Annotated in this window: 18 protein-coding genes; 9 read left to right on the top strand and 9 right to left on the bottom strand. The window is 54.8% G+C overall.

Going from position 1 to position 17,727, the window contains the following annotated elements; all coding sequences use genetic code 11:
• The first annotated feature begins 234 nt into the window (after positions 1-234).
• The 3 genes from ascF (at position 235) to OGY72_RS12765 (ending at position 3,548) form a co-directional block, all read left to right on the top strand.
• The gene (gene ascF, locus OGY72_RS12775; protein WP_257662031.1) at positions 235-1,689 is read left to right on the top strand and encodes a PTS cellobiose/arbutin/salicin transporter subunit IIBC; all 1,455 of its coding nucleotides are present in this window, start codon (positions 235-237) and stop codon (positions 1,687-1,689) included.
• A gap of 22 nt (positions 1,690-1,711) precedes the next feature.
• The gene (locus tag OGY72_RS12770; protein ID WP_149281322.1) at positions 1,712-3,136 is read left to right on the top strand and encodes a 6-phospho-beta-glucosidase; all 1,425 of its coding nucleotides are present in this window, start codon (positions 1,712-1,714) and stop codon (positions 3,134-3,136) included.
• A gap of 172 nt (positions 3,137-3,308) precedes the next feature.
• On the top strand, positions 3,309-3,548 hold the full coding sequence (locus OGY72_RS12765) for a SymE family type I addiction module toxin (RefSeq protein ID WP_003037379.1): 240 nt from the start codon (positions 3,309-3,311) through the stop codon (positions 3,546-3,548).
• 55 nt (positions 3,549-3,603) lie between these two features.
• Here the strand turns inward: OGY72_RS12765 and hycI are convergent, their stop codons facing one another.
• The 9 genes from hycI to hycA all read right to left on the bottom strand — a co-directional run bounded on the left by hycI (position 3,604) and on the right by hycA (position 11,482).
• Entirely contained in the window at positions 3,604-4,074 is a 471-nt protein-coding gene (hycI, locus tag OGY72_RS12760) for a hydrogenase maturation peptidase HycI (protein WP_149384677.1), read from the bottom strand.
• Positions 4,067-4,477: a formate hydrogenlyase maturation HycH family protein gene (locus OGY72_RS12755; protein ID WP_003037385.1), complete on the bottom strand. Its 411-nt coding sequence runs from the start codon at positions 4,475-4,477 to the stop codon at positions 4,067-4,069. The genes hycI and OGY72_RS12755 overlap by 8 nt, the downstream gene beginning before the upstream one ends.
• Positions 4,474-5,241 (bottom strand): formate hydrogenlyase subunit HycG, encoded by a 768-nt coding sequence (gene hycG / locus OGY72_RS12750; protein ID WP_003037388.1) that lies wholly within the window; start codon positions 5,239-5,241, stop codon positions 4,474-4,476. Before hycG ends, OGY72_RS12755 begins: the two co-directional genes overlap by 4 nt.
• Positions 5,241-5,783, bottom strand: coding sequence for a formate hydrogenlyase complex iron-sulfur subunit (locus OGY72_RS12745; RefSeq protein ID WP_003825918.1), 543 nt, complete (start codon positions 5,781-5,783; stop codon positions 5,241-5,243). The genes hycG and OGY72_RS12745 overlap by 1 nt, the downstream gene beginning before the upstream one ends.
• A gap of 9 nt (positions 5,784-5,792) precedes the next feature.
• Positions 5,793-7,502 (bottom strand): formate hydrogenlyase subunit HycE, encoded by a 1,710-nt coding sequence (gene hycE / locus OGY72_RS12740; protein WP_003037393.1) that lies wholly within the window; start codon positions 7,500-7,502, stop codon positions 5,793-5,795.
• Positions 7,503-7,519: 17 nt separating this feature from the next.
• Positions 7,520-8,443 carry a respiratory chain complex I subunit 1 family protein gene (locus OGY72_RS12735; protein WP_003825914.1) on the bottom strand — a complete coding sequence of 308 codons (924 nt, stop codon included), beginning with the start codon at positions 8,441-8,443 and terminating at the stop codon, positions 7,520-7,522.
• Positions 8,444-8,445: 2 nt separating this feature from the next.
• The gene (gene hycC / locus OGY72_RS12730) at positions 8,446-10,272 is read right to left on the bottom strand and encodes a formate hydrogenlyase subunit 3 (protein ID WP_003825912.1); all 1,827 of its coding nucleotides are present in this window, start codon (positions 10,270-10,272) and stop codon (positions 8,446-8,448) included.
• Positions 10,269-10,880, bottom strand: coding sequence for a formate hydrogenlyase subunit HycB (gene hycB / locus OGY72_RS12725; RefSeq protein WP_137376250.1), 612 nt, complete (start codon positions 10,878-10,880; stop codon positions 10,269-10,271). Before hycB ends, hycC begins: the two co-directional genes overlap by 4 nt.
• 143 nt (positions 10,881-11,023) lie before the next feature.
• Positions 11,024-11,482, bottom strand: a complete 459-nt coding sequence (hycA, locus tag OGY72_RS12720) for a formate hydrogenlyase regulator HycA (protein ID WP_003825906.1) — start codon at positions 11,480-11,482, stop codon at positions 11,024-11,026.
• A 198-nt stretch (positions 11,483-11,680) separates the two neighbouring features.
• On the opposite strand from hycA, the gene hypA reads away from it, so the two are divergent.
• The 6 genes from hypA (at position 11,681) to flhA (ending at position 17,719) form a co-directional block, all read left to right on the top strand.
• Positions 11,681-12,052 (top strand): hydrogenase maturation nickel metallochaperone HypA, encoded by a 372-nt coding sequence (gene hypA / locus OGY72_RS12715; RefSeq protein ID WP_003825904.1) that lies wholly within the window; start codon positions 11,681-11,683, stop codon positions 12,050-12,052.
• A gap of 103 nt (positions 12,053-12,155) precedes the next feature.
• Positions 12,156-13,028 (top strand): hydrogenase nickel incorporation protein HypB, encoded by an 873-nt coding sequence (gene hypB, locus OGY72_RS12710; protein WP_003037409.1) that lies wholly within the window; start codon positions 12,156-12,158, stop codon positions 13,026-13,028.
• Positions 13,019-13,291 (top strand): hydrogenase 3 maturation protein HypC, encoded by a 273-nt coding sequence (gene hypC / locus OGY72_RS12705; RefSeq protein ID WP_003037411.1) that lies wholly within the window; start codon positions 13,019-13,021, stop codon positions 13,289-13,291. The genes hypB and hypC overlap by 10 nt, the downstream gene beginning before the upstream one ends.
• Positions 13,292-14,413, top strand: a complete 1,122-nt coding sequence (gene hypD / locus OGY72_RS12700; RefSeq protein ID WP_286547829.1) for a hydrogenase formation protein HypD — start codon at positions 13,292-13,294, stop codon at positions 14,411-14,413.
• On the top strand, positions 14,410-15,420 hold the full coding sequence (hypE, locus tag OGY72_RS12695) for a hydrogenase maturation carbamoyl dehydratase HypE (protein WP_286547828.1): 1,011 nt from the start codon (positions 14,410-14,412) through the stop codon (positions 15,418-15,420). Before hypD ends, hypE begins: the two co-directional genes overlap by 4 nt.
• A 220-nt stretch (positions 15,421-15,640) precedes the next feature.
• On the top strand, positions 15,641-17,719 hold the full coding sequence (gene flhA / locus OGY72_RS12690) for a formate hydrogenlyase transcriptional activator FlhA (protein ID WP_032944751.1): 2,079 nt from the start codon (positions 15,641-15,643) through the stop codon (positions 17,717-17,719).
• Positions 17,720-17,727 lie beyond the last annotated feature (8 nt).

Here is a 17,727-nt window from a genome sequence, read left to right as displayed (position 1 = left end):
CAGTGTACTTCACCGTTTTGCCGCTGTCCTTGCTGCTAAATCGCAGACGCTGACATCTGGTGATCGGAGTCACAATTACAAAAAATGATCAAGATTAAATCTTGATCATTTAATTCAATTTAAACATGATTTTGTGGAACCGGTTTCCTATCTGCGTTTCATCAACTCAGAAAAGCGACCCACGTAAACGGATAAAACATAACGTACTCTACTGATAAAACAGGATTAAATCCGATGTCCAAGAATTATGCAGCGCTGGCGCGCTCCGTTGTGACGGCTCTGGGAGGCGTCAACAACATCACAGCAGTGACCCACTGTATGACCCGTTTGCGTTTCGTTCTCAAAGATGACTCGCTGGTCGACAGTGCTACGCTGAAAACCCTCACTGGCGTGCTCGGCGTGGTGCGTAACGAGAACCAGTGTCAGGTGATTATCGGCAACACCGTTTCGCAGGCGTATCGTGAAGTGGTCAGCCTGTTGCCTGCCAACATGCAGCCTGCTGAGCCGCAAATCAAACCCCAACTGACGCTGAAGCGGATTGGCGCGGGGATCCTTGATGCGCTGATCGGCACTATGTCGCCGTTGATCCCGGCGATTATCGGCGGATCAATGCTCAAGCTGCTGGCGATGGTTCTGGAAATGACTGGCGTGCTGGTGAAAGGATCGTCCACGCTCACCATTCTGACCGTTATCGGTGACGGCGCATTCTTCTTCCTGCCGCTGATGGTCGCCGCGTCGGCCGCTATCAAATTCAAAACCAACATGTCGCTGGCTATCGCCATCGCGGGCGTACTGGTGCATCCCAGCTTTATCGACCTGATGGCGAAGGCCGCGCAGGGTGAGCACGTTGAGTTTGCCCTGATCCCGGTGACGGCGGTGAAATACACCTACACGGTGATCCCGGCGCTGGTCATGACCTGGTGCTTGTCATACATCGAACGTTGGGTCGATCGTATAACTCCGGCGGTGACCAAAAACTTCCTCAAACCGATGCTGATCGTGCTGATCGCCGCCCCGCTAGCCATCGTCATCATTGGCCCGATCGGTATCTGGATCGGTAGCGCGATTTCAGCGCTGGTCTATACCATTCACGGCTATCTCGGCTGGCTGTCGGTGGCCATTATGGGCGCGCTGTGGCCGCTGCTGGTAATGACCGGTATGCACCGCGTCTTTACGCCAACCATTATTCAGACCATTGCAGAAACCGGAAAAGAAGGCATGGTGATGCCGTCGGAAATCGGCGCCAATTTGTCGTTAGGTGGTTCATCGTTGGCAGTGGCATGGAAAACCAAAAACCCGGAGCTGCGCCAGACTGCGTTAGCGGCAGCCGCCTCAGCCATCATGGCGGGCATTTCCGAACCCGCGCTGTATGGCGTGGCAATCCGCCTGAAACGTCCGCTGATTGCGAGCCTTATCAGCGGTTTTATCTGCGGTGCCGTTGCCGGAATGGCCGGGCTTGCAAGCCACTCCATGGCGGCTCCAGGCCTGTTCACCAGCGTCCAGTTTTTCGATCCGGCCAATCCGATGACCATCGTTTGGGTATTTGGCGTGATGGCGCTGGCGGTAGTGCTTTCCTTTGTATTAACACTGATTCTCGGCTTTGAAGATATTCCTGTCGAAGATGCAGCCGCGCAGGCCAGAAAAAACCAGGCCGCACAGCCGGGCAATATCAATGGAGCCAGCATTTGACTGGTATGAACTGAGGTTAATTATGTCTGTTTTTCCGCAAGGATTTTTATGGGGCGGCGCACTGGCCGCCAACCAGTCTGAAGGGGCATACCGGGAAGGCGGCAAAGGGCTGACTACCGTCGATATGATCCCCCACGGCACACACCGCATGCCCGTCAAGCTGGGTCAGGAAAAGCGCTTTGCACTGCGGGATGACGAATTTTATCCCAGCCATCAGGCGATCGACTTTTATCATCGCTATAAAGAAGATATTGCGCTGATGGCGGAAATGGGGTTTACGGTTTTTCGTACTTCCATTGCCTGGAGTCGCCTCTACCCTAACGGCGATGAGCTGACGCCGAATGAAGAGGGCATAGCGTTTTATCGAGCCGTGTTTGCCGAGTGTAAAAAATACGGTATTGAGCCATTAGTCACGCTGTGTCACTTCGATGTGCCTATGCATCTGGTCACCGAGTACGGCTCCTGGCGTAACCGCAAAATGGTGGAGTTCTTTACCCGCTACGCCCGTACCTGCTTCGAGGCCTTTGACGGTCTGGTGAAGTACTGGCTGACGTTCAACGAAATCAACATTATGCTGCACAGCCCCTTTTCAGGCGCCGGGCTGGTATTTGAAGAAGGAGAAAATCAGGATCAGGTGAAATATCAGGCCGCTCACCACGAACTGATAGCCAGCGCCCTAGCGACTAAAATAGCCCATGAAATTAATCCGCAAAACCAGGTCGGTTGTATGCTGGCTGGCGGTAATTTTTATCCTTATTCATGTAAGCCGGAAGATGTGTGGACCGCGCTGGAAAAAGACCGTGAAAACCTGTTCTTTATTGATGTGCAGGCGCGCGGGGCCTACCCGGCTTACTCTGCCCGCGTGTTTCGCGAAAAAGGCGTGGTAATCGAAAAAGCCCCGGAAGACGACGACATCCTGAAAAACACCGTCGATTTCGTCTCATTTAGCTATTACGCATCGCGCTGCGCCTCCGCTGAAATGAACACGGGCAATACCAGCGCCGCCAACGTGGTGAAGTCGCTGCGGAATCCGTATATTGCGGCCAGCGAATGGGGCTGGGGAATCGATCCGCTCGGCCTGCGCATCACCATGAATATGATGTATGACCGCTACCAGAAACCGCTGTTTCTGGTGGAAAACGGGCTGGGAGCGAAAGATGAAATCGATGCTAACGGTGAGATCAATGACGACTATCGCATCAGCTATTTACGCGAACATATTCGCGCCATGGCAGACGCGATTGAAGATGGCGTGCCGCTGATGGGTTACACCACATGGGGCTGTATCGATCTGGTTTCTGCCTCAACCGGTGAGATGAGCAAACGCTACGGTTTTGTGTATGTTGACCGCGATGACGCGGGCAACGGCACGCTGGCGCGCACCCGTAAGAAATCATTCTGGTGGTACAAAAAAGTCATCGCCAGCAACGGCGCAGATCTGGCATGAAAGCTCTGCCGGAGGGGGTTACAGCCTTCCGGCAGAAGTACATTTTTTCATTTCATTTATTACATTCCAGATGTGGAATCGTCCTTCCAGTTTCAGGTTTGCCCTCATCCTTTTTTACTGGCATTTTATTCAGTAGTTTTTAATCCTGGCCGTTCACCACAAGGAAGCGTGCATGTTTGATAAAAAGGGCAAATCAGCAGAGGTAATCACCAAACCGGTACGTCGCTTGAAAGTCAGCTATGTCAGAAAACGCCATGAAGATCCAAAAACGGGTTACACGCGACGAATCAGTCGCCACGCCTCGCTCACGCTGAACGGCGACTGGCTGGAACAAGCTGGATTTCCGACCGGTACGGCAGTGAATGTATCAGTGATGCAGGGGAAATTAATTATTGAGCAGGCAATTGAATGACGAGGAACGCAGGGGAAACAGGCCGGATGTCGTTCACATCCGGCACTGATACAGCTTACTCTTCTGGCGCTTCCAGCTCGGAGAATCCACCGTGTCCTTCCCAACCGGCTAATCGCTGATAGACGGTATCAACCGCATCTTTGATCGGCTGTGTCATCGGGTAGTAAAAACCGACGATGTCCGGTTGAATGCCGAGGAAAATCACCTCACCAATATCGTCTTTCAGCTGATCGACCAGGTAGTTCAGCGGCATGTTGTGGGTTGTCATCATGAACATCTCGGCAATATCATCGGGATCAATAATGCGGATTTCGCCTGGGTTCAGCCCCATATCGGTGGCATCAACAATCAACAAACGTTGCGGGCGCAGCTCGCGGATGGCGACAATATCGTTCTCCGGCGCGCTACCGCCGTCGATGACAACCCAGTTGCCTTGAGGATTTGCAGCACACATTTCAGCCAGCAGCGGGCCCGCGCCGTCATCGCCCATCATGCTGTTACCCACACATAATAAAACGTCAGTCACGGTGTCTCCTCACCATCAGATAGATGGCGCTTTCCTGGTGTATGTCGTGCAGCATGCTAAGCATCAGCTTGCTCCACTCCTGCTGCTGCGGGGTCTGCACGGCACGCGCATCATCGAACGCGCGCGCCAGCATTTGCACATGGTTGAAATCGATAACGATCTCGCCGTATTTCGGCACGCCTTCCATTTTCCGGCGGGCTTCGCTTCCCTCAGCAAGGGTAGCAATCCATGCCAGATATTCGTCCCATGGACAAGTTAACGCCGCTTCCAGGCAATCGATGATCCCAAGGTGGTGACCAATCGCCAGGCTGTAATAGACAACCTGCTGCGCCTCAGCGGGCGTCGCATCGTTCTCATCAATAAACTTACGGCTCAGTTGACTGAACACCACCGTTTCACTCATCGGATACGCGCCTCTTCGACAACATGATTAAGATGCGTGACGATCTCGGTCAGACGCGGATCGTTTTCCGCTTCCAGCCAGCGCGCCACCTGATGCTCGCCCTGCCCTAACTGCGTCATATAGTCATCAGCAATCTGGCGACCATAGCGGTATCCCGCCAGACGGCGAGCCTCGCGATCCACTTTCACGCGCAGCGGCTGAACCATGTCCGGATGCAGAATTTCCGCCGGCTGTTCGTCCAGTTCACCCGGCGCACGCGCGTGAATTTTTTGCTCCAGCAGACCCAGCGCCATGGCAAAACCGTACAGCGTTGCCGCAGGCGTCGGCGGACAGCCAGGAATATACACGTCCACCGGTACGATTTTGTCCGTGCCGCCCCATACGCAGTATAAGTCGTGGAAGATACCGCCGCTGTTACCGCAGGCACCGTAAGAGATACAAATTTTCGGATCTGGCGCAGACTGCCAGGCACGCAGCGCCGGAGAGCGCATGGCACGAGTTACCGCGCCGGTAAACAGCAGAATATCCGCATGGCGCGGTGACGGTACGACTTTGATGCCAAAACGTTCGGCATCAAACAGCGGAGAAAGCGTGGCAAAGATTTCGATTTCGCAACCGTTGCAGCCGCCGCAGTCCACGCGGTAAACATACGCTGAACGCTTAATGCTTTTCAGCAGCGATGCTTTCATGCTGGCAATGGATTCATCCACCGTCATCGGTACCGGAATACCGTTGGCGTCACGTGGGCCTAATAAATTGCTCATCAGCTGGCCTCTTTCATATGGCGAGTCAGTTCAATACGGTCAGACGGCACCAGGCATTTCTGGCGCTTACAGTCCGGGCAGGTCTCAAAGCTTTCACGGTGGTTTTCCGCGCGGGTATCACCGTTGTGCTTAAGCAGCGCAATGGCGTAATCAATCTCTTTTTGCACCGCAAACGGACGGTTACATACGCGGCAATTGCACAGCCCAAAACGAGACTGCTGCAGGAAATCATCTTTCTTCCACACCGCCAGCTCATACTCCTGCGACAGCTTGATTGCCGCTGTCGGGCAGACTTCTTCGCAGCGGGCGCAGAAAATGCAGCGCCCAAGGTTGAACTGCCACGCCAGCTCATTGGTGACCAGATCGGTTTCTACCGTCAGCGCGTTCGACGGGCACGCATTCACACAGGCCGCACAGCCGATGCACTGCTGCGGATTATGTTCCGGTTTGCCACGGAAGTTTTTATCGACCGCAATCGGCTCCAGCGGATACGACGACGTCGGCGCCCCGGTTTTGATGACTTTTTTGATAAAGGTAAACATGGCGATTCCTTATTTCAGCGGCGAGTTTTTACGCTCGATGCTGTAGCGCTCAAGTTCTTTGTACGGCACGACTTTGCTCTTCTTCTTACGCACATCAACCACAGTCATACGGTCAGTACAGGAGTAGCAAGGATCGAGGCTACCGATAATCAGCGGGGCATCGGAAACGGTATTGCCACGCAGCATGTAGCGCAGCGTCGGCCAGTTGGCGTAAGTCGCCGCACGGCAGCGCCAGCGATACAGTTTCTGGTTGTCGCCGGTCATGCTCCAGTGGATGTCATCTCCACGCGGCGCTTCAGCAAAGCCCAGTGCGAAACGGTGAGGAATATAGGTAAAGCCTTCCACCATCAGCGGGCCGCCCGGCAGGTTATCCAGACCAAAGTCGATCATATTCAGCGCGGTGTAGACTTCATTGATACGGACTTTCAGGCGAGAAATAACGTCGCAGCCCTGCTCGCTGTGCACTTCCATCGGCAGCAGACCATAACCGACAAACGGGTGATCGGCGCGGGTGTCACGTGCGTGGCCGCTGGCGCGAACCATCGGGCCGACGTTACTGAAGTCACGGGCAATTTCCGGATCCAGACGACCAATACCAACCGTACGCTGTTCCATGTTCGGCGTGCTGAGCAGCATATCGACCAGTTCCTGCACGTCACGACGCATCTGCTGCGCCAGTTGACGGGTCTGGATCATATCTTCTTTCAGCAGGTCACGACGAATACCGCCGATCAGGTTCAAACCGTAGGTTTTACGTGCCCCAGTGAGGATCTCCGCCATCTTCATCGACGTTTCACGCACGCGGAAGAACTGCATAAAGCCGGAGTCAAAACCGGTGAAGTGACAGGCCAGGCCGAGGTTGAGCAGGTGCGAGTGCAGACGCTCAACTTCCAGCAGAATGGCGCGTATCATCTGCGCACGTTCCGGCACCACGATGCCCATCGCATTCTCAACGGAGGTGGTATAAGCGGTGCTATGCGCAAAGCCGCAGATGCCGCACACGCGATCCGACAGGAACGTCACTTCGTTATAACCCATACGGGTTTCCGCCAGTTTCTCCATGCCGCGGTGGACATAGAACAGACGGTAATCGGCGTCGATAATGTTCTCGCCGTCAACGAACAGGCGGAAGTGACCGGGTTCATCGGAGGTGACGTGCAACGGACCAATCGGCACCACGTTGTTTTTCTTGTCGCCCAGTTCGTTGATGAACTCGTAGGTTTCAGCATCGGTAGTCGGCGCCGGGCGCTGACGATAATCCATACTGTCTTTACGCAGCGGATAGAGTTCATCCGGCCAGTCATCCGGTAACACCAGACGGCGCTCATCCGGTAAACCAACCGGGATCAAACCGTACATGTCGCGCACTTCACGCTCGCCCCAGACCGCTGCTGGAACGCGCGGCGTGACGGACGGGAACTCCAGTTTATTGGCATCGACTTCAACGCGGACGGTTATCCAGCACTTGGTGCCTTGCTCCATCGACATCACGTAATAAACGGCGTAATGACCGCACAGCTGACGTTCGTCGTTACCAAACAGCACGGATAACCAGCCGCCCTGTTTGTAGTACAGGAACTCAACCACTTCCGGCAGGTAGTTCACCTTGACGGTGATCGTCAGCTGATCTTTGGTCTGCCAGGCTTCATCCAGCACCACGCCCGGAAAGGCCTGGTGCAGCGCAGCGAGATATTGTTGACCTAATTTTTCTTCAGACATGCTCAAACTCTCTTAAATCACGCCACCAGCAAGGAGACGAACGCTAAAAACGCAAACCCAAAACCGGCCCAGGTCACGCGTGAAGTGGCGCAAAAACGCAGACGCGCCATGCTGTTTTCGAACAGGGCGATGACCAGCACGCCGAGGACCAGCTTGACGACGGCAATCACCAGCGCCAGCAGCAGCCCACCGGCGGTGAAGGTTTCCATCTGTCCCCACGGCAGGAACACGCCAACGAACATTTGCAGAACGACCAGCTGTTTGAGGCTAATGCCCCATTTCAGCACGGCAAAACCGCTGCCGCTGTATTCAGTCAATGGACCTTCCTGCAACTCCTGCTCTGCTTCCGCCAGATCGAACGGCAGTTTGCCCATTTCGATAAAGGTGGCGAAAGCACAGGCGCACAGTGCCAGAATCAGCGGGATGCTGCGCGCAGCAGGCCAGTGGTAAATGGTATCGGCGATATTGCTGATATGGGTTGAACCCGCAACCTGTGCCGCTACCCACAGTCCCAGCAGCAAAATAGGTTCAACCAGCACGCCGAGCATCGCTTCACGGCTGGCGCCAATGGCGGTAAACGGGCTACCGGTATCCAGTCCCGCGATAGAGAAGAAGAAACGGGCGATGGCGAACAGGTAAATTAAGGTGATCAGATCGCCCAGTTGTGGCAGCGGCGAGCCAACGGTCACTACCGGCAACGCAGTGGCGATAGTCAGCATCACGCCCACCATCACAAACGGCGTCAGGCGGAAAACCCAGCTGGAATCCGCAGGCGCAATGCTCTGACGGCCCAGCAGTTTGATAATGTCGCGGTATTCCTGCAAAACGCCCGGACCGCGGCGATTGTGCAAACGCGCACGCGCCACGCGGGTAACACCGGACAGCAGCGGCGCAACGGCAAACAGCACCAGCGCCTGAATTAACGGATATAAAACACTCATTCTCAGGCTCCTCGTGAAACCACAATCACCACCAGCACCGCCAGCTCAATCAGCGCCAGGCGACGGAACAGCACCGGTGCAGCCGCATTCTGCCAGCCCGGAACCAGTGATACCGGGTTCAGCCATTTACGCAGTTTGAGTACCGGGGCAAAGGCTTCTTTCACCGGCATGGCAAAACCGTGCGCGGTAATCACCATTGACTGCTCGTGATCGTAACCACACACCCACGCCGCACCGCGTGAACGCGACGGCAGACGGTTGCCTTTGAAAATGGCCATGATGATGAACGGCAGCAGCGGACACGCGATCAGCAGCAGCGTGATCATTGGCTGAGAAACGGTGGTGTTCGCGGTTTCCAACGGCAGCGGAACGGCAGAGGAGATCATCGGCAGCAGCCACGGTGCCGCAACGCCGCCAATCACGCAGCAGATAGCCAGCGCGACGACGCTCACCCCCATCAGGATTGGCGCGCAGCAGGCATTTTCAGCTTCCTTCGTGCGCGGAGCGCCAAGGAACGTAACGCCATAGACTTTCGCCATACACATCACCGCCAGCGCGCCGGTAATTGCCAGCCCTACCGCCAGCAACGGTCCTAACAGGCTACCGACAAATGCGCCGCTATTGCCGAGCTTAAAGAAGGATTGGTAGATAACCCACTCACCGGCAAAACCGTTCAGCGGCGGCAGCGCGGCCATCGCCATCAGACCAACCAGCATCGCCAGCGAGATAACCGGCATACGTTTACCGATACCGCCCAGTTTTTCGATATCACGATGACCGGTACGGAACCAGATACTACCAGCACCCAGGAACAGAACGCTTTTGAACAGGCTGTGGTTAACCAGATGATACAGACCGCCGGTCAAACCCAGCGCAATCAGCGCCGGTTGATTCAGGGAAATTCCGGTCACGCCAGCACCCAGACCCAGCAGAATAATGCCGATGTTTTCCAGCGTGTGGTACGCCAGCAGACGCTGGATGTTGTGCTCCATCAGCGCATACAGACCGCCAACAAACGCGGTGATCATGCCCAGCACCAGCAGCGTAATCCCCCACCACAGCGGCGCGTTACCGCCCAGCAACGACAGGGAGAGAATACCCAGCAGACCAACCTTCATGACGACGGTAGAGAACAGCGCCGCAGCCGGTGCGCTGGCATTGGCGTGTGCCTGTGGCACCCAACCGTGCAGCGGAATAATGCCGGCCAGCAGGCCAAAACCAGCCACGCCCAGCAGCCAGATGTCAGACCCGAGCGGCAGCTCCTGGGTGCGCAGGTCAAGAAGACGCAGCTCCAGAGTGCCGTAACGTTGCCACACCAGGTAGCAGGCGACCGCCAGCAGTAGCGTACCAATACGCCCCAGTGCAAACCACAGTTTGCCTTCTTTACTGCATCCGGTAAGGAACACGGCACACAGCGCCATGATTTCCGCCATCACCACCAGCGTACCGAGGTTGCTGGCAACCACCGCACATACCGCCGCGGCCATCAGCAGATTCACCAGCAGGCCGTTAGCTTTCACCTGCGGATGACGATGCCAGTCAATGTTGTACAGGCTGACAAACAGGCCGCACAGGCCCAGCGTAATCAGCCAGATAGCATTCAGCGGAGTAATTTGCAGACTGTGACCAATAAACGGCATCACGCCGCTCACCGCCAGCGCATTAGTCAGAACGGTAAAACCCGCGGCTGCCGTACACAGGCTGCCGACCGCACCGCCAACTCCAGCAATCCAGCCGCTCAGCGATTTATGAAATGAAAACAGAAATGCCAGAACCGCAGCCGCTGTAAACCAGGCTACGCCGCTGTTAATCAGTGAAATTGCGCTCATTTTGCATCCCCACTCTGAGCCTGCTGAAACAAGGTGAGATCGCCGAAATCGGTATTGAAAGTCAGCTCACGCTTACGTTTGCTGGCGCGGGCGATATCCATGTTGCTCACCAGATGCAGGGCTTTGGTCGGACACATGCGCACGCAGGCCGGACCTTGCTCGTCAAAACTACACAGATCGCATTTCACCGCGATGGCACGAATGCCGGGAACCCAGTCCAACAGCGAACTCACGCGAGCAGGTGCTGGCGGAGCCGGGGGGGCTTTTGGCGTATTGGCATTAGCCGGAATGTGTAGCGGACGGCTACCGGAAAACTCTATCGCGCCAAACGGACAAGCGATCCCGCACAGTTTGCAGCTTACGCACAGGCTTTCATTCAGCTGTACGGCACCGTCAACACGGTTAATGGCATTAACCGGACACACGGTGGCGCAAGGTGCATCTTCACACTGGTGGCAAAGCTGCGGCGCGGATTCTTTTTCATTTAACATCACTTTCAGGCGCGGCATTGACTGCAGGCCATGCTGGCGATGTGTCTCTGAGCAGGCGGCTTCACAGGTGTGGCAGCCAATACAAAGAGTGGAGTCAGCAATTACAAAACGATTCACCAGGCATTCCTCAGGTGATAGTCATTTTTGACGAAAACATGTCTATCAAATGTCATTTCGACATTTTTCGACATGCCCATTCCCTAAAACGTCGTGACGCAGTCTGTAAACCGCATCATGACAAAGTGGGCAGCACCCGAGGCTTAAGCCGGGCTATGTCCCTCAACCAGCTGGCTTAAATTCACCGGCATATTGTTCTCAACCGCGGTGTACAGGCTGTCGTAGACGGTGGCGATTTTTTCGAGATAGTGATCCAGCACCTGCTCGCGATCGCGGTTGCTAATACGCTCATCGACCTTACCGTCGATAGTCAATTCTGCCTGTGCAATCAGCTGTTTATCATCACCGTCTTTCGTTTCGACGTAGTATTCGATGGTATGGCTGTTAAAGCCGTCCGCCAGCGTGACGTAGATAGTGAAGTGTTCAAAAAGGACGAAGCAGAGATCCTTGTCCGGCGCGCAGCTCATCGCATGATGCAAACGCGCTTTTGACAGGGTGATCCCCTGAACCAGCGAGTTGCAGTAAATACGCCACTGGTCCTGTAGGCGACGATGCCGTTCAGCGATGTAATCGGCTTTTTCGCTTATTTCCCAAATAGTCATGTCAGGTTACCCGTTTAGCAGAGATGAACAGCCTTAAGCACATTTCATGCCAAAATTAAATCACTTAATTTTCATATAGATAAAAAATCAAAGGCGGGTGACGACATGTCATTTCGTCATCGTCGTCATTGTCACAAATGAAAAAAATCAACCTGGCATGCTTATTGCTTTTAATACGGCAACTTCACAGGAGGCGGTATGCACGAAATAACCCTCTGCCAACGGGCACTGGAATTGATTGAACAACAGGCCACGCAACACGGTGCTCAGCGAGTAACTGGGGTCTGGCTCAAAATTGGCGCATTTTCTTGCGTAGAAACCAGCGCTCTCTCCTTTTGTTTTGATCTGGTATGCCGCGGGACCCTTGCAGAAGGTTGTAAACTCCACCTCGAAGAACAAGAAGCCGAATGTTGGTGCGAATCTTGTCAGCAATACGTCACGTTACTGACGCAACGCGTGCGCCGATGTCCGCAATGCAACAGCGATATGCTGAGAATTGTGGCCGATGACGGCTTACAGATTCGACGTATTGAAATAGATGAAACTCCAGCGCCGGATGGCGACGCCTAAGCGTCTTATCCAGCCTACAGAAAGAGCTCGTTTGTAGGCCGGATAAGGCAACGCAGCCATCCGGCAACAGATGTATCGCAAGTAAAAAGATCAGGAGTGAGCGATGTGTACGACATGTGGTTGCGCTGAAGGCAACCTGTATATAGAGGGTGATGAGCATAATCCCCACTCGGCGTTTCGCAGCGCGCCATTTGCCCCAGCGGCTCGTCCGGCGCTGAATATTACCGGTGTGAAGACCTCAAATTTCACACCGAGCCAGACCGAAGAAGGCGATTTGCACTACGGTCACGGTGAGGCAGGAACCCACGCACCAGGTATGAGCCAACGCCGTATGCTGGAAGTGGAAATTGACGTACTGGACAAAAACAACCGCCTCGCCGAGCGCAACCGTGCCCGCTTTGCGGCCCGTCAGCATCTGGTACTGAACCTTGTTTCAAGCCCGGGCTCTGGTAAAACCACCCTGCTGACCGAAACGCTGATGAAGCTGAAAGATAGCGTGCCGTGCGCCGTTATTGAAGGTGACCAGCAGACGGTGAACGATGCCGCCCGTATTCGCGCCACTGGCACACCCGCCATTCAGGTCAACACCGGTAAAGGTTGCCACCTTGACGCACAAATGATTGCTGACGCCGCGCCGCGTTTGCCGCTTGACGATAACGGTATTCTGTTCATTGAAAACGTCGGCAACCTGGTCTGCCCGGCCAGCTTCGACCTCGGCGAGCGCCATAAAGTGGCCGTGCTTTCAGTAACCGAAGGTGAAGACAAACCGCTGAAATACCCGCATATGTTTGCCGCCGCATCGCTGATGCTGCTCAACAAAGTGGATCTACTGCCGTACCTCAATTTTGACGTTGAAAAATGCATCGCCAGCGCCCGGGAAGTGAACCCGGGGATTGAGATTATCCTAATTTCCGCCACCAGTGGTGAAGGGATGGATCAATGGCTCTCCTGGCTGGAGACGCAGCGATGTGCATAGGTGTTCCGGGTCAAATCCGCACCATTGATGGCAACCAGGCCAAAGTCGACGTTTGCGGTATTCAGCGCGACGTTGACCTGACGCTGGTCGGTAGCTGTGATGAACATGGCCAACCGCGCCTCGGCCAGTGGGTGCTGGTCCACGTCGGTTTTGCCATGAGCATCATTAATGAAGCTGAAGCGCGCGATACGCTCGACGCGCTGCAAAACATGTTTGACGTTGAGCCGGATGTCGGCGCGTTGCTGTACGGCGAGGAAAAATAAATGCGTTTTGTTGACGAATACCGCGCACCAGAACAGGTGATGCAGTTGATAGAGCACCTGTGTGAACGTGCCGCCCACCTCTCCTACACGGCTGAACGCCCGCTGCGAATCATGGAAGTTTGTGGTGGTCATACCCACGCTATCTTCAAATTCGGGCTCGACCAGTTGTTACCGGAAAACGTGGAGTTTATTCATGGTCCGGGTTGCCCGGTTTGCGTTCTGCCGATGGGCAGAATCGACAGCTGTGTAGAAATTGCCAGACATCCAGAAGTGATTTTCTGCACCTTTGGCGACGCTATGCGCGTCCCGGGTAAGCAAGGCTCTCTGCTGCAAGCCAAGGCGCGCGGTGCGGATATCCGTATTGTCTATTCACCGATGGATGCACTGAAGCTGGCGCAGGAAAACCCAACGCGTAAAGTGGTGTTCTTTGGCCTGGGTTTTGAAACCACAATGCCAACGACCGCTATCACCCTGCAACAGGCAAAGCAGCGTGACGTGCAGAACTTTTATTTTTTCTGCCAGCACATCACGCTTATCCCTACGCTGCGTAGCCTGCTGGAACAGCCGGACAACGGTATCGACGCCTTTTTAGCACCGGGCCACGTCAGCATGGTGATTGGCACCGACGCCTACAACTTCATTGCTTCAGATTTCCATCGCCCGCTGGTGGTCGCCGGTTTCGAACCGCTTGATCTCCTGCAAGGCGTAGTGATGTTAATTGAGCAGAAAATTGCAGCCCAAAGCCAAGTAGAAAACCAGTACCGCCGCGTGGTACCGGATGCCGGTAACGCGTTAGCGCAACAGGCCATTGCCGAGGTGTTCTGCGTCAATGGTGACAGCGAATGGCGCGGTCTGGGCGTTATCGAATCCTCTGGCGTTCACCTGACGCCGGACTATCAGCGCTTTGATGCCGAAGCACATTTCCAGCCAGCGCCGCAGCAGGTGTATGACGATCCGCGCGCGCGTTGTGGGGAAGTGCTGACGGGCAGATGTAAACCACATCAGTGCCCGTTATTTGGCAAAACGTGTAACCCGGAGACCGCGTTTGGCGCCCTGATGGTCTCCTCAGAAGGCGCATGTGCCGCCTGGTATCAGTATCGTCAGCAGGAGTGTGAAGCATGAACAGCGTACAACTCGCCCACGGTAGCGGCGGTCAGGCTATGCAGCAGTTGATCAACAGTCTGTTTATGGAGGCTTTCGCGAATCCGTGGCTGGCGGAACAAGAAGATCAAGCGCGTCTGGAACTGGCACAACTGGTGGCAGAAGGCGACCGTCTGGCGTTTTCAACTGACAGCTACGTTATCGATCCATTGTTCTTCCCCGGCGGCAATATCGGCAAGCTGGCCATCTGCGGTACGGCTAACGACGTGGCGGTCAGCGGAGCTATTCCACGCTACCTCTCCTGCGGTTTTATCCTCGAAGAGGGCCTGCCGATGGAGACACTGAAAACCGTTGTTAACAGCATGGCAGCAACCGCGCGCGAAGCAGGTATCTCCATCGTGACTGGCGATACCAAAGTCGTGCAGCGTGGTGCAGCAGACAAGCTGTTCATTAACACTGCCGGAATGGGGGCAATTCCCGCCAACATTCACTGGGGTGCACAGACTCTCAGCGTGGGTGATGTGCTGCTGGTAAGTGGCTCTCTTGGCGATCACGGCGCAACTATCCTTAACCTACGTGAACAGCTAGGTCTGGATGGCGAACTGGTCAGCGATTGCGCGGTATTAACGCCGCTTATCCAGACGCTGCGTGATATTCCTGGCGTGAAGGCGCTACGTGACGCCACCCGTGGCGGCGTGAATGCGGTCACGCATGAATTTGCCGCTGCATGCGGATTTGGTATTGAGCTGTCTGAAGCTGCCCTGCCCGTGAAGCCTGCGGTGCGTGGCGTTTGCGAGCTGCTGGGTCTGGATGCGCTCAACTTTGCTAACGAAGGCAAACTGGTGATTGCCGTTGAACGCCAGGCCGCTGAAACCGTACTTGCCGCGCTGCGCGCGCATCCGTTAGGGTGCGATGCTGCAATGATTGGTGAAGTGGTCGAACGCAAAGGTGTTCGTCTTGCCGGACTCTACGGCGTGAAACGAACCCTCGATTTACCACACGCCGAACCATTACCTCGTATATGCTAGCAGCCGGTTGGCAGCATGCTGTAGGCCGGATAAGACGCATTAGCGTCAACATCCGGCGTTAATGCTGCATTATGCCTGATACCGCTTTGCTGATCGGGCCAACGGATTGTATATCCTGGCCAGTTCAGTGGCAGGCCATCCGGCAATAATTTACGACTTATACCTATAATTCATTTACCGTTTTCGCACCGTTCTGCGGTGCTTTCCCTGGAAAAGCAATATGTCGTATACACCGATGAGTGACCTCGGACAGCAAGGCCTGTTCGATATTACTCGTACATTATTACAGCAGCCCGATCTCCCGTCTCTTAGCGAGGCGCTTTCGCAGCTGGTCAAGCGTTCAGCACTGGCCGACTGCGCGGCTATTGTCTTATGGCAGGCACAAACGCAACGTGCGCGTTATTTTGCAACGCGTGAAAATGGTAAACCCATCGATTATGAAGACGAAACGGTGCTGGCACATGGTCCGGTACGCCGTATTTTGTCTCGCCCTGATGCGTTGCACTGCAACTATCATGAGTTTACGGAAACATGGCCACAATTGGCTTCAGGTGGACTGTATTCTGAATTTGGCCACTACTGCCTGCTGCCGCTGGCGGCAGATGGGCGCATCTTTGGCGGTTGCGAATTCATCCGTAACGAAGACCGTCCGTGGAGTGAAAAAGAATATAACCGTCTACAGACCTTCACTCAGATAGTCGGCGTCGTTGCTGAACAAATTCAAAGCAGAGTCAGCAACAACGTCGATTACGATCTGCTGTGTCGTGAGCGTGACAACTTTCGCATCCTGGTCGCCATCACCAATGCCGTGCTCTCCCGACTGGATATTGATGAGCTGGTCAGCGAAGTCGCCAAAGAGATCCACCACTACTTCGACATCGATGCCATCAGCATCGTGTTACGCAGCGATCGCAAAAATAAACTCAGTATCTATTCCACTCACTATCTGGATGAACATCATCCGGCACACGAACAGAGTGAAGTGGACGAAGCGGGAACGCTCTCTGAACGGGTCTTCAAAAGCAAAGAGATGCTGCTGATTAACCTGAGCGAACGTGACATCCTTGCCCCTTACGAACGGATGCTGTTCGAAACCTGGGGCAACCAGCTACAAACCCTGTGTCTGCTACCGCTGATGTCCGGCAATACTATGCTCGGCGTACTCAAACTGGCACAGTGCGAAGAGAAAGTTTTCACTACCGCCAACCTCAAGCTATTGCGCCAGATTGCCGAGCGTGTGGCAATTGCCGTGGATAACGCCCTCGCCTATCAGGAGATCCACCGCCTGAAGGAACGTCTGGTCGATGAAAACCTGGCGTTGACTGAACAACTCAACAACGTAGAGAGTGAGTTCGGCGAAATCATTGGTCGCAGCGAAGCGATGTACAGCGTACTCAAGCAGGTCGAAATGGTGGCGCAAAGCGACAGCACCGTCTTGATTCTGGGTGAGACCGGAACGGGTAAAGAGCTGATCGCACGAGCCATTCACAACCTGAGCGGACGTAACGCCCGTCGGATGGTGAAGATGAACTGCGCGGCAATGCCTGCCGGATTACTGGAAAGCGATCTGTTTGGTCACGAGCGTGGTGCGTTTACCGGTGCCAGCACGCAGCGGATTGGTCGTTTCGAGCTGGCAGATAAAAGTTCGCTGTTCCTCGATGAAGTTGGCGATATGCCGCTGGAGCTTCAACCTAAGCTACTGCGGGTTCTGCAAGAGCAGGAATTTGAACGCCTGGGCAGTAATAAGCTGATCCAGACCGACGTGCGCTTGATCGCCGCGACCAACCGCGATCTGAAGAAGATGGTTGCCGATCGCGAATTTCGTAACGATCTGTATTACCGACTGAACGTCTTCCCGATCCATCTGCCGCCGCTGCGTGAGCGCCCGGAAGATATTCCGCTGCTGGTAAAAGCCTTCACCTTTAAAATTGCTCGTCGGATGGGACGCAATATCGACAGTATTCCCGCCGAGGCTCTGCGCACGCTGAGCTGTATGGAATGGCCGGGTAACGTGCGTGAGCTGGAAAACGTAGTGGAACGTGCGGTTCTGCTTACCCGGGGCAACGTACTGCAACTGTCCCTTCCGGATATTGCCCCTTTGACGCCGTCTACGCCTCCGGTGGCAACCGAAGTTGCACAGGACGGTGAAGATGAATACCAGTTGATTATGCGCGTACTGAAAGAAACCAACGGTGTGGTTGCCGGTCCCAAAGGCGCGGCACAAAGGCTGGGGCTGAAACGTACCACGTTACTCTCACGCATGAAGCGATTGGGTATTGATAAGGATGCACTGGTTTAGCCAGTGCG

It is taken from the genome of Citrobacter sp. Cpo221 (assembly GCF_030332345.1).
In the GTDB taxonomy this organism is placed as follows: Bacteria; Pseudomonadota; Gammaproteobacteria; order Enterobacterales; family Enterobacteriaceae; genus Citrobacter; species Citrobacter portucalensis.
Note: the sequence above shows the minus strand (reverse complement) of the source record. Positions and strands in the feature narration are given on the sequence as shown.

Excerpts from the sequence above, each read along its gene's own strand:
- ascF (WP_257662031.1), top strand. The coding sequence starts at position 235 with ATGTCCAAGAATTATGCAGCGCTGGCGCGCTCCGTTGTGACGGCTCTG.
- OGY72_RS12770 (WP_149281322.1), top strand. The coding sequence starts at position 1,712 with ATGTCTGTTTTTCCGCAAGGATTTTTATGGGGCGGCGCACTGGCCGCC.
- OGY72_RS12765 (WP_003037379.1), top strand. The coding sequence starts at position 3,309 with ATGTTTGATAAAAAGGGCAAATCAGCAGAGGTAATCACCAAACCGGTA.
- OGY72_RS12755 (WP_003037385.1), bottom strand. The coding sequence starts at position 4,477 with ATGAGTGAAACGGTGGTGTTCAGTCAACTGAGCCGTAAGTTTATTGAT.
- hycG (WP_003037388.1), bottom strand. The coding sequence starts at position 5,241 with ATGAGCAATTTATTAGGCCCACGTGACGCCAACGGTATTCCGGTACCG.
- OGY72_RS12745 (WP_003825918.1), bottom strand. The coding sequence starts at position 5,783 with ATGTTTACCTTTATCAAAAAAGTCATCAAAACCGGGGCGCCGACGTCG.
- hycE (WP_003037393.1), bottom strand. The coding sequence starts at position 7,502 with ATGTCTGAAGAAAAATTAGGTCAACAATATCTCGCTGCGCTGCACCAG.
- OGY72_RS12735 (WP_003825914.1), bottom strand. The coding sequence starts at position 8,443 with ATGAGTGTTTTATATCCGTTAATTCAGGCGCTGGTGCTGTTTGCCGTT.
- hycC (WP_003825912.1), bottom strand. The coding sequence starts at position 10,272 with ATGAGCGCAATTTCACTGATTAACAGCGGCGTAGCCTGGTTTACAGCG.
- hycA (WP_003825906.1), bottom strand. The coding sequence starts at position 11,482 with ATGACTATTTGGGAAATAAGCGAAAAAGCCGATTACATCGCTGAACGG.
- hypA (WP_003825904.1), top strand. The coding sequence starts at position 11,681 with ATGCACGAAATAACCCTCTGCCAACGGGCACTGGAATTGATTGAACAA.
- hypB (WP_003037409.1), top strand. The coding sequence starts at position 12,156 with ATGTGTACGACATGTGGTTGCGCTGAAGGCAACCTGTATATAGAGGGT.
- hypC (WP_003037411.1), top strand. The coding sequence starts at position 13,019 with ATGTGCATAGGTGTTCCGGGTCAAATCCGCACCATTGATGGCAACCAG.
- hypD (WP_286547829.1), top strand. The coding sequence starts at position 13,292 with ATGCGTTTTGTTGACGAATACCGCGCACCAGAACAGGTGATGCAGTTG.
- hypE (WP_286547828.1), top strand. The coding sequence starts at position 14,410 with ATGAACAGCGTACAACTCGCCCACGGTAGCGGCGGTCAGGCTATGCAG.
- flhA (WP_032944751.1), top strand. The coding sequence starts at position 15,641 with ATGTCGTATACACCGATGAGTGACCTCGGACAGCAAGGCCTGTTCGAT.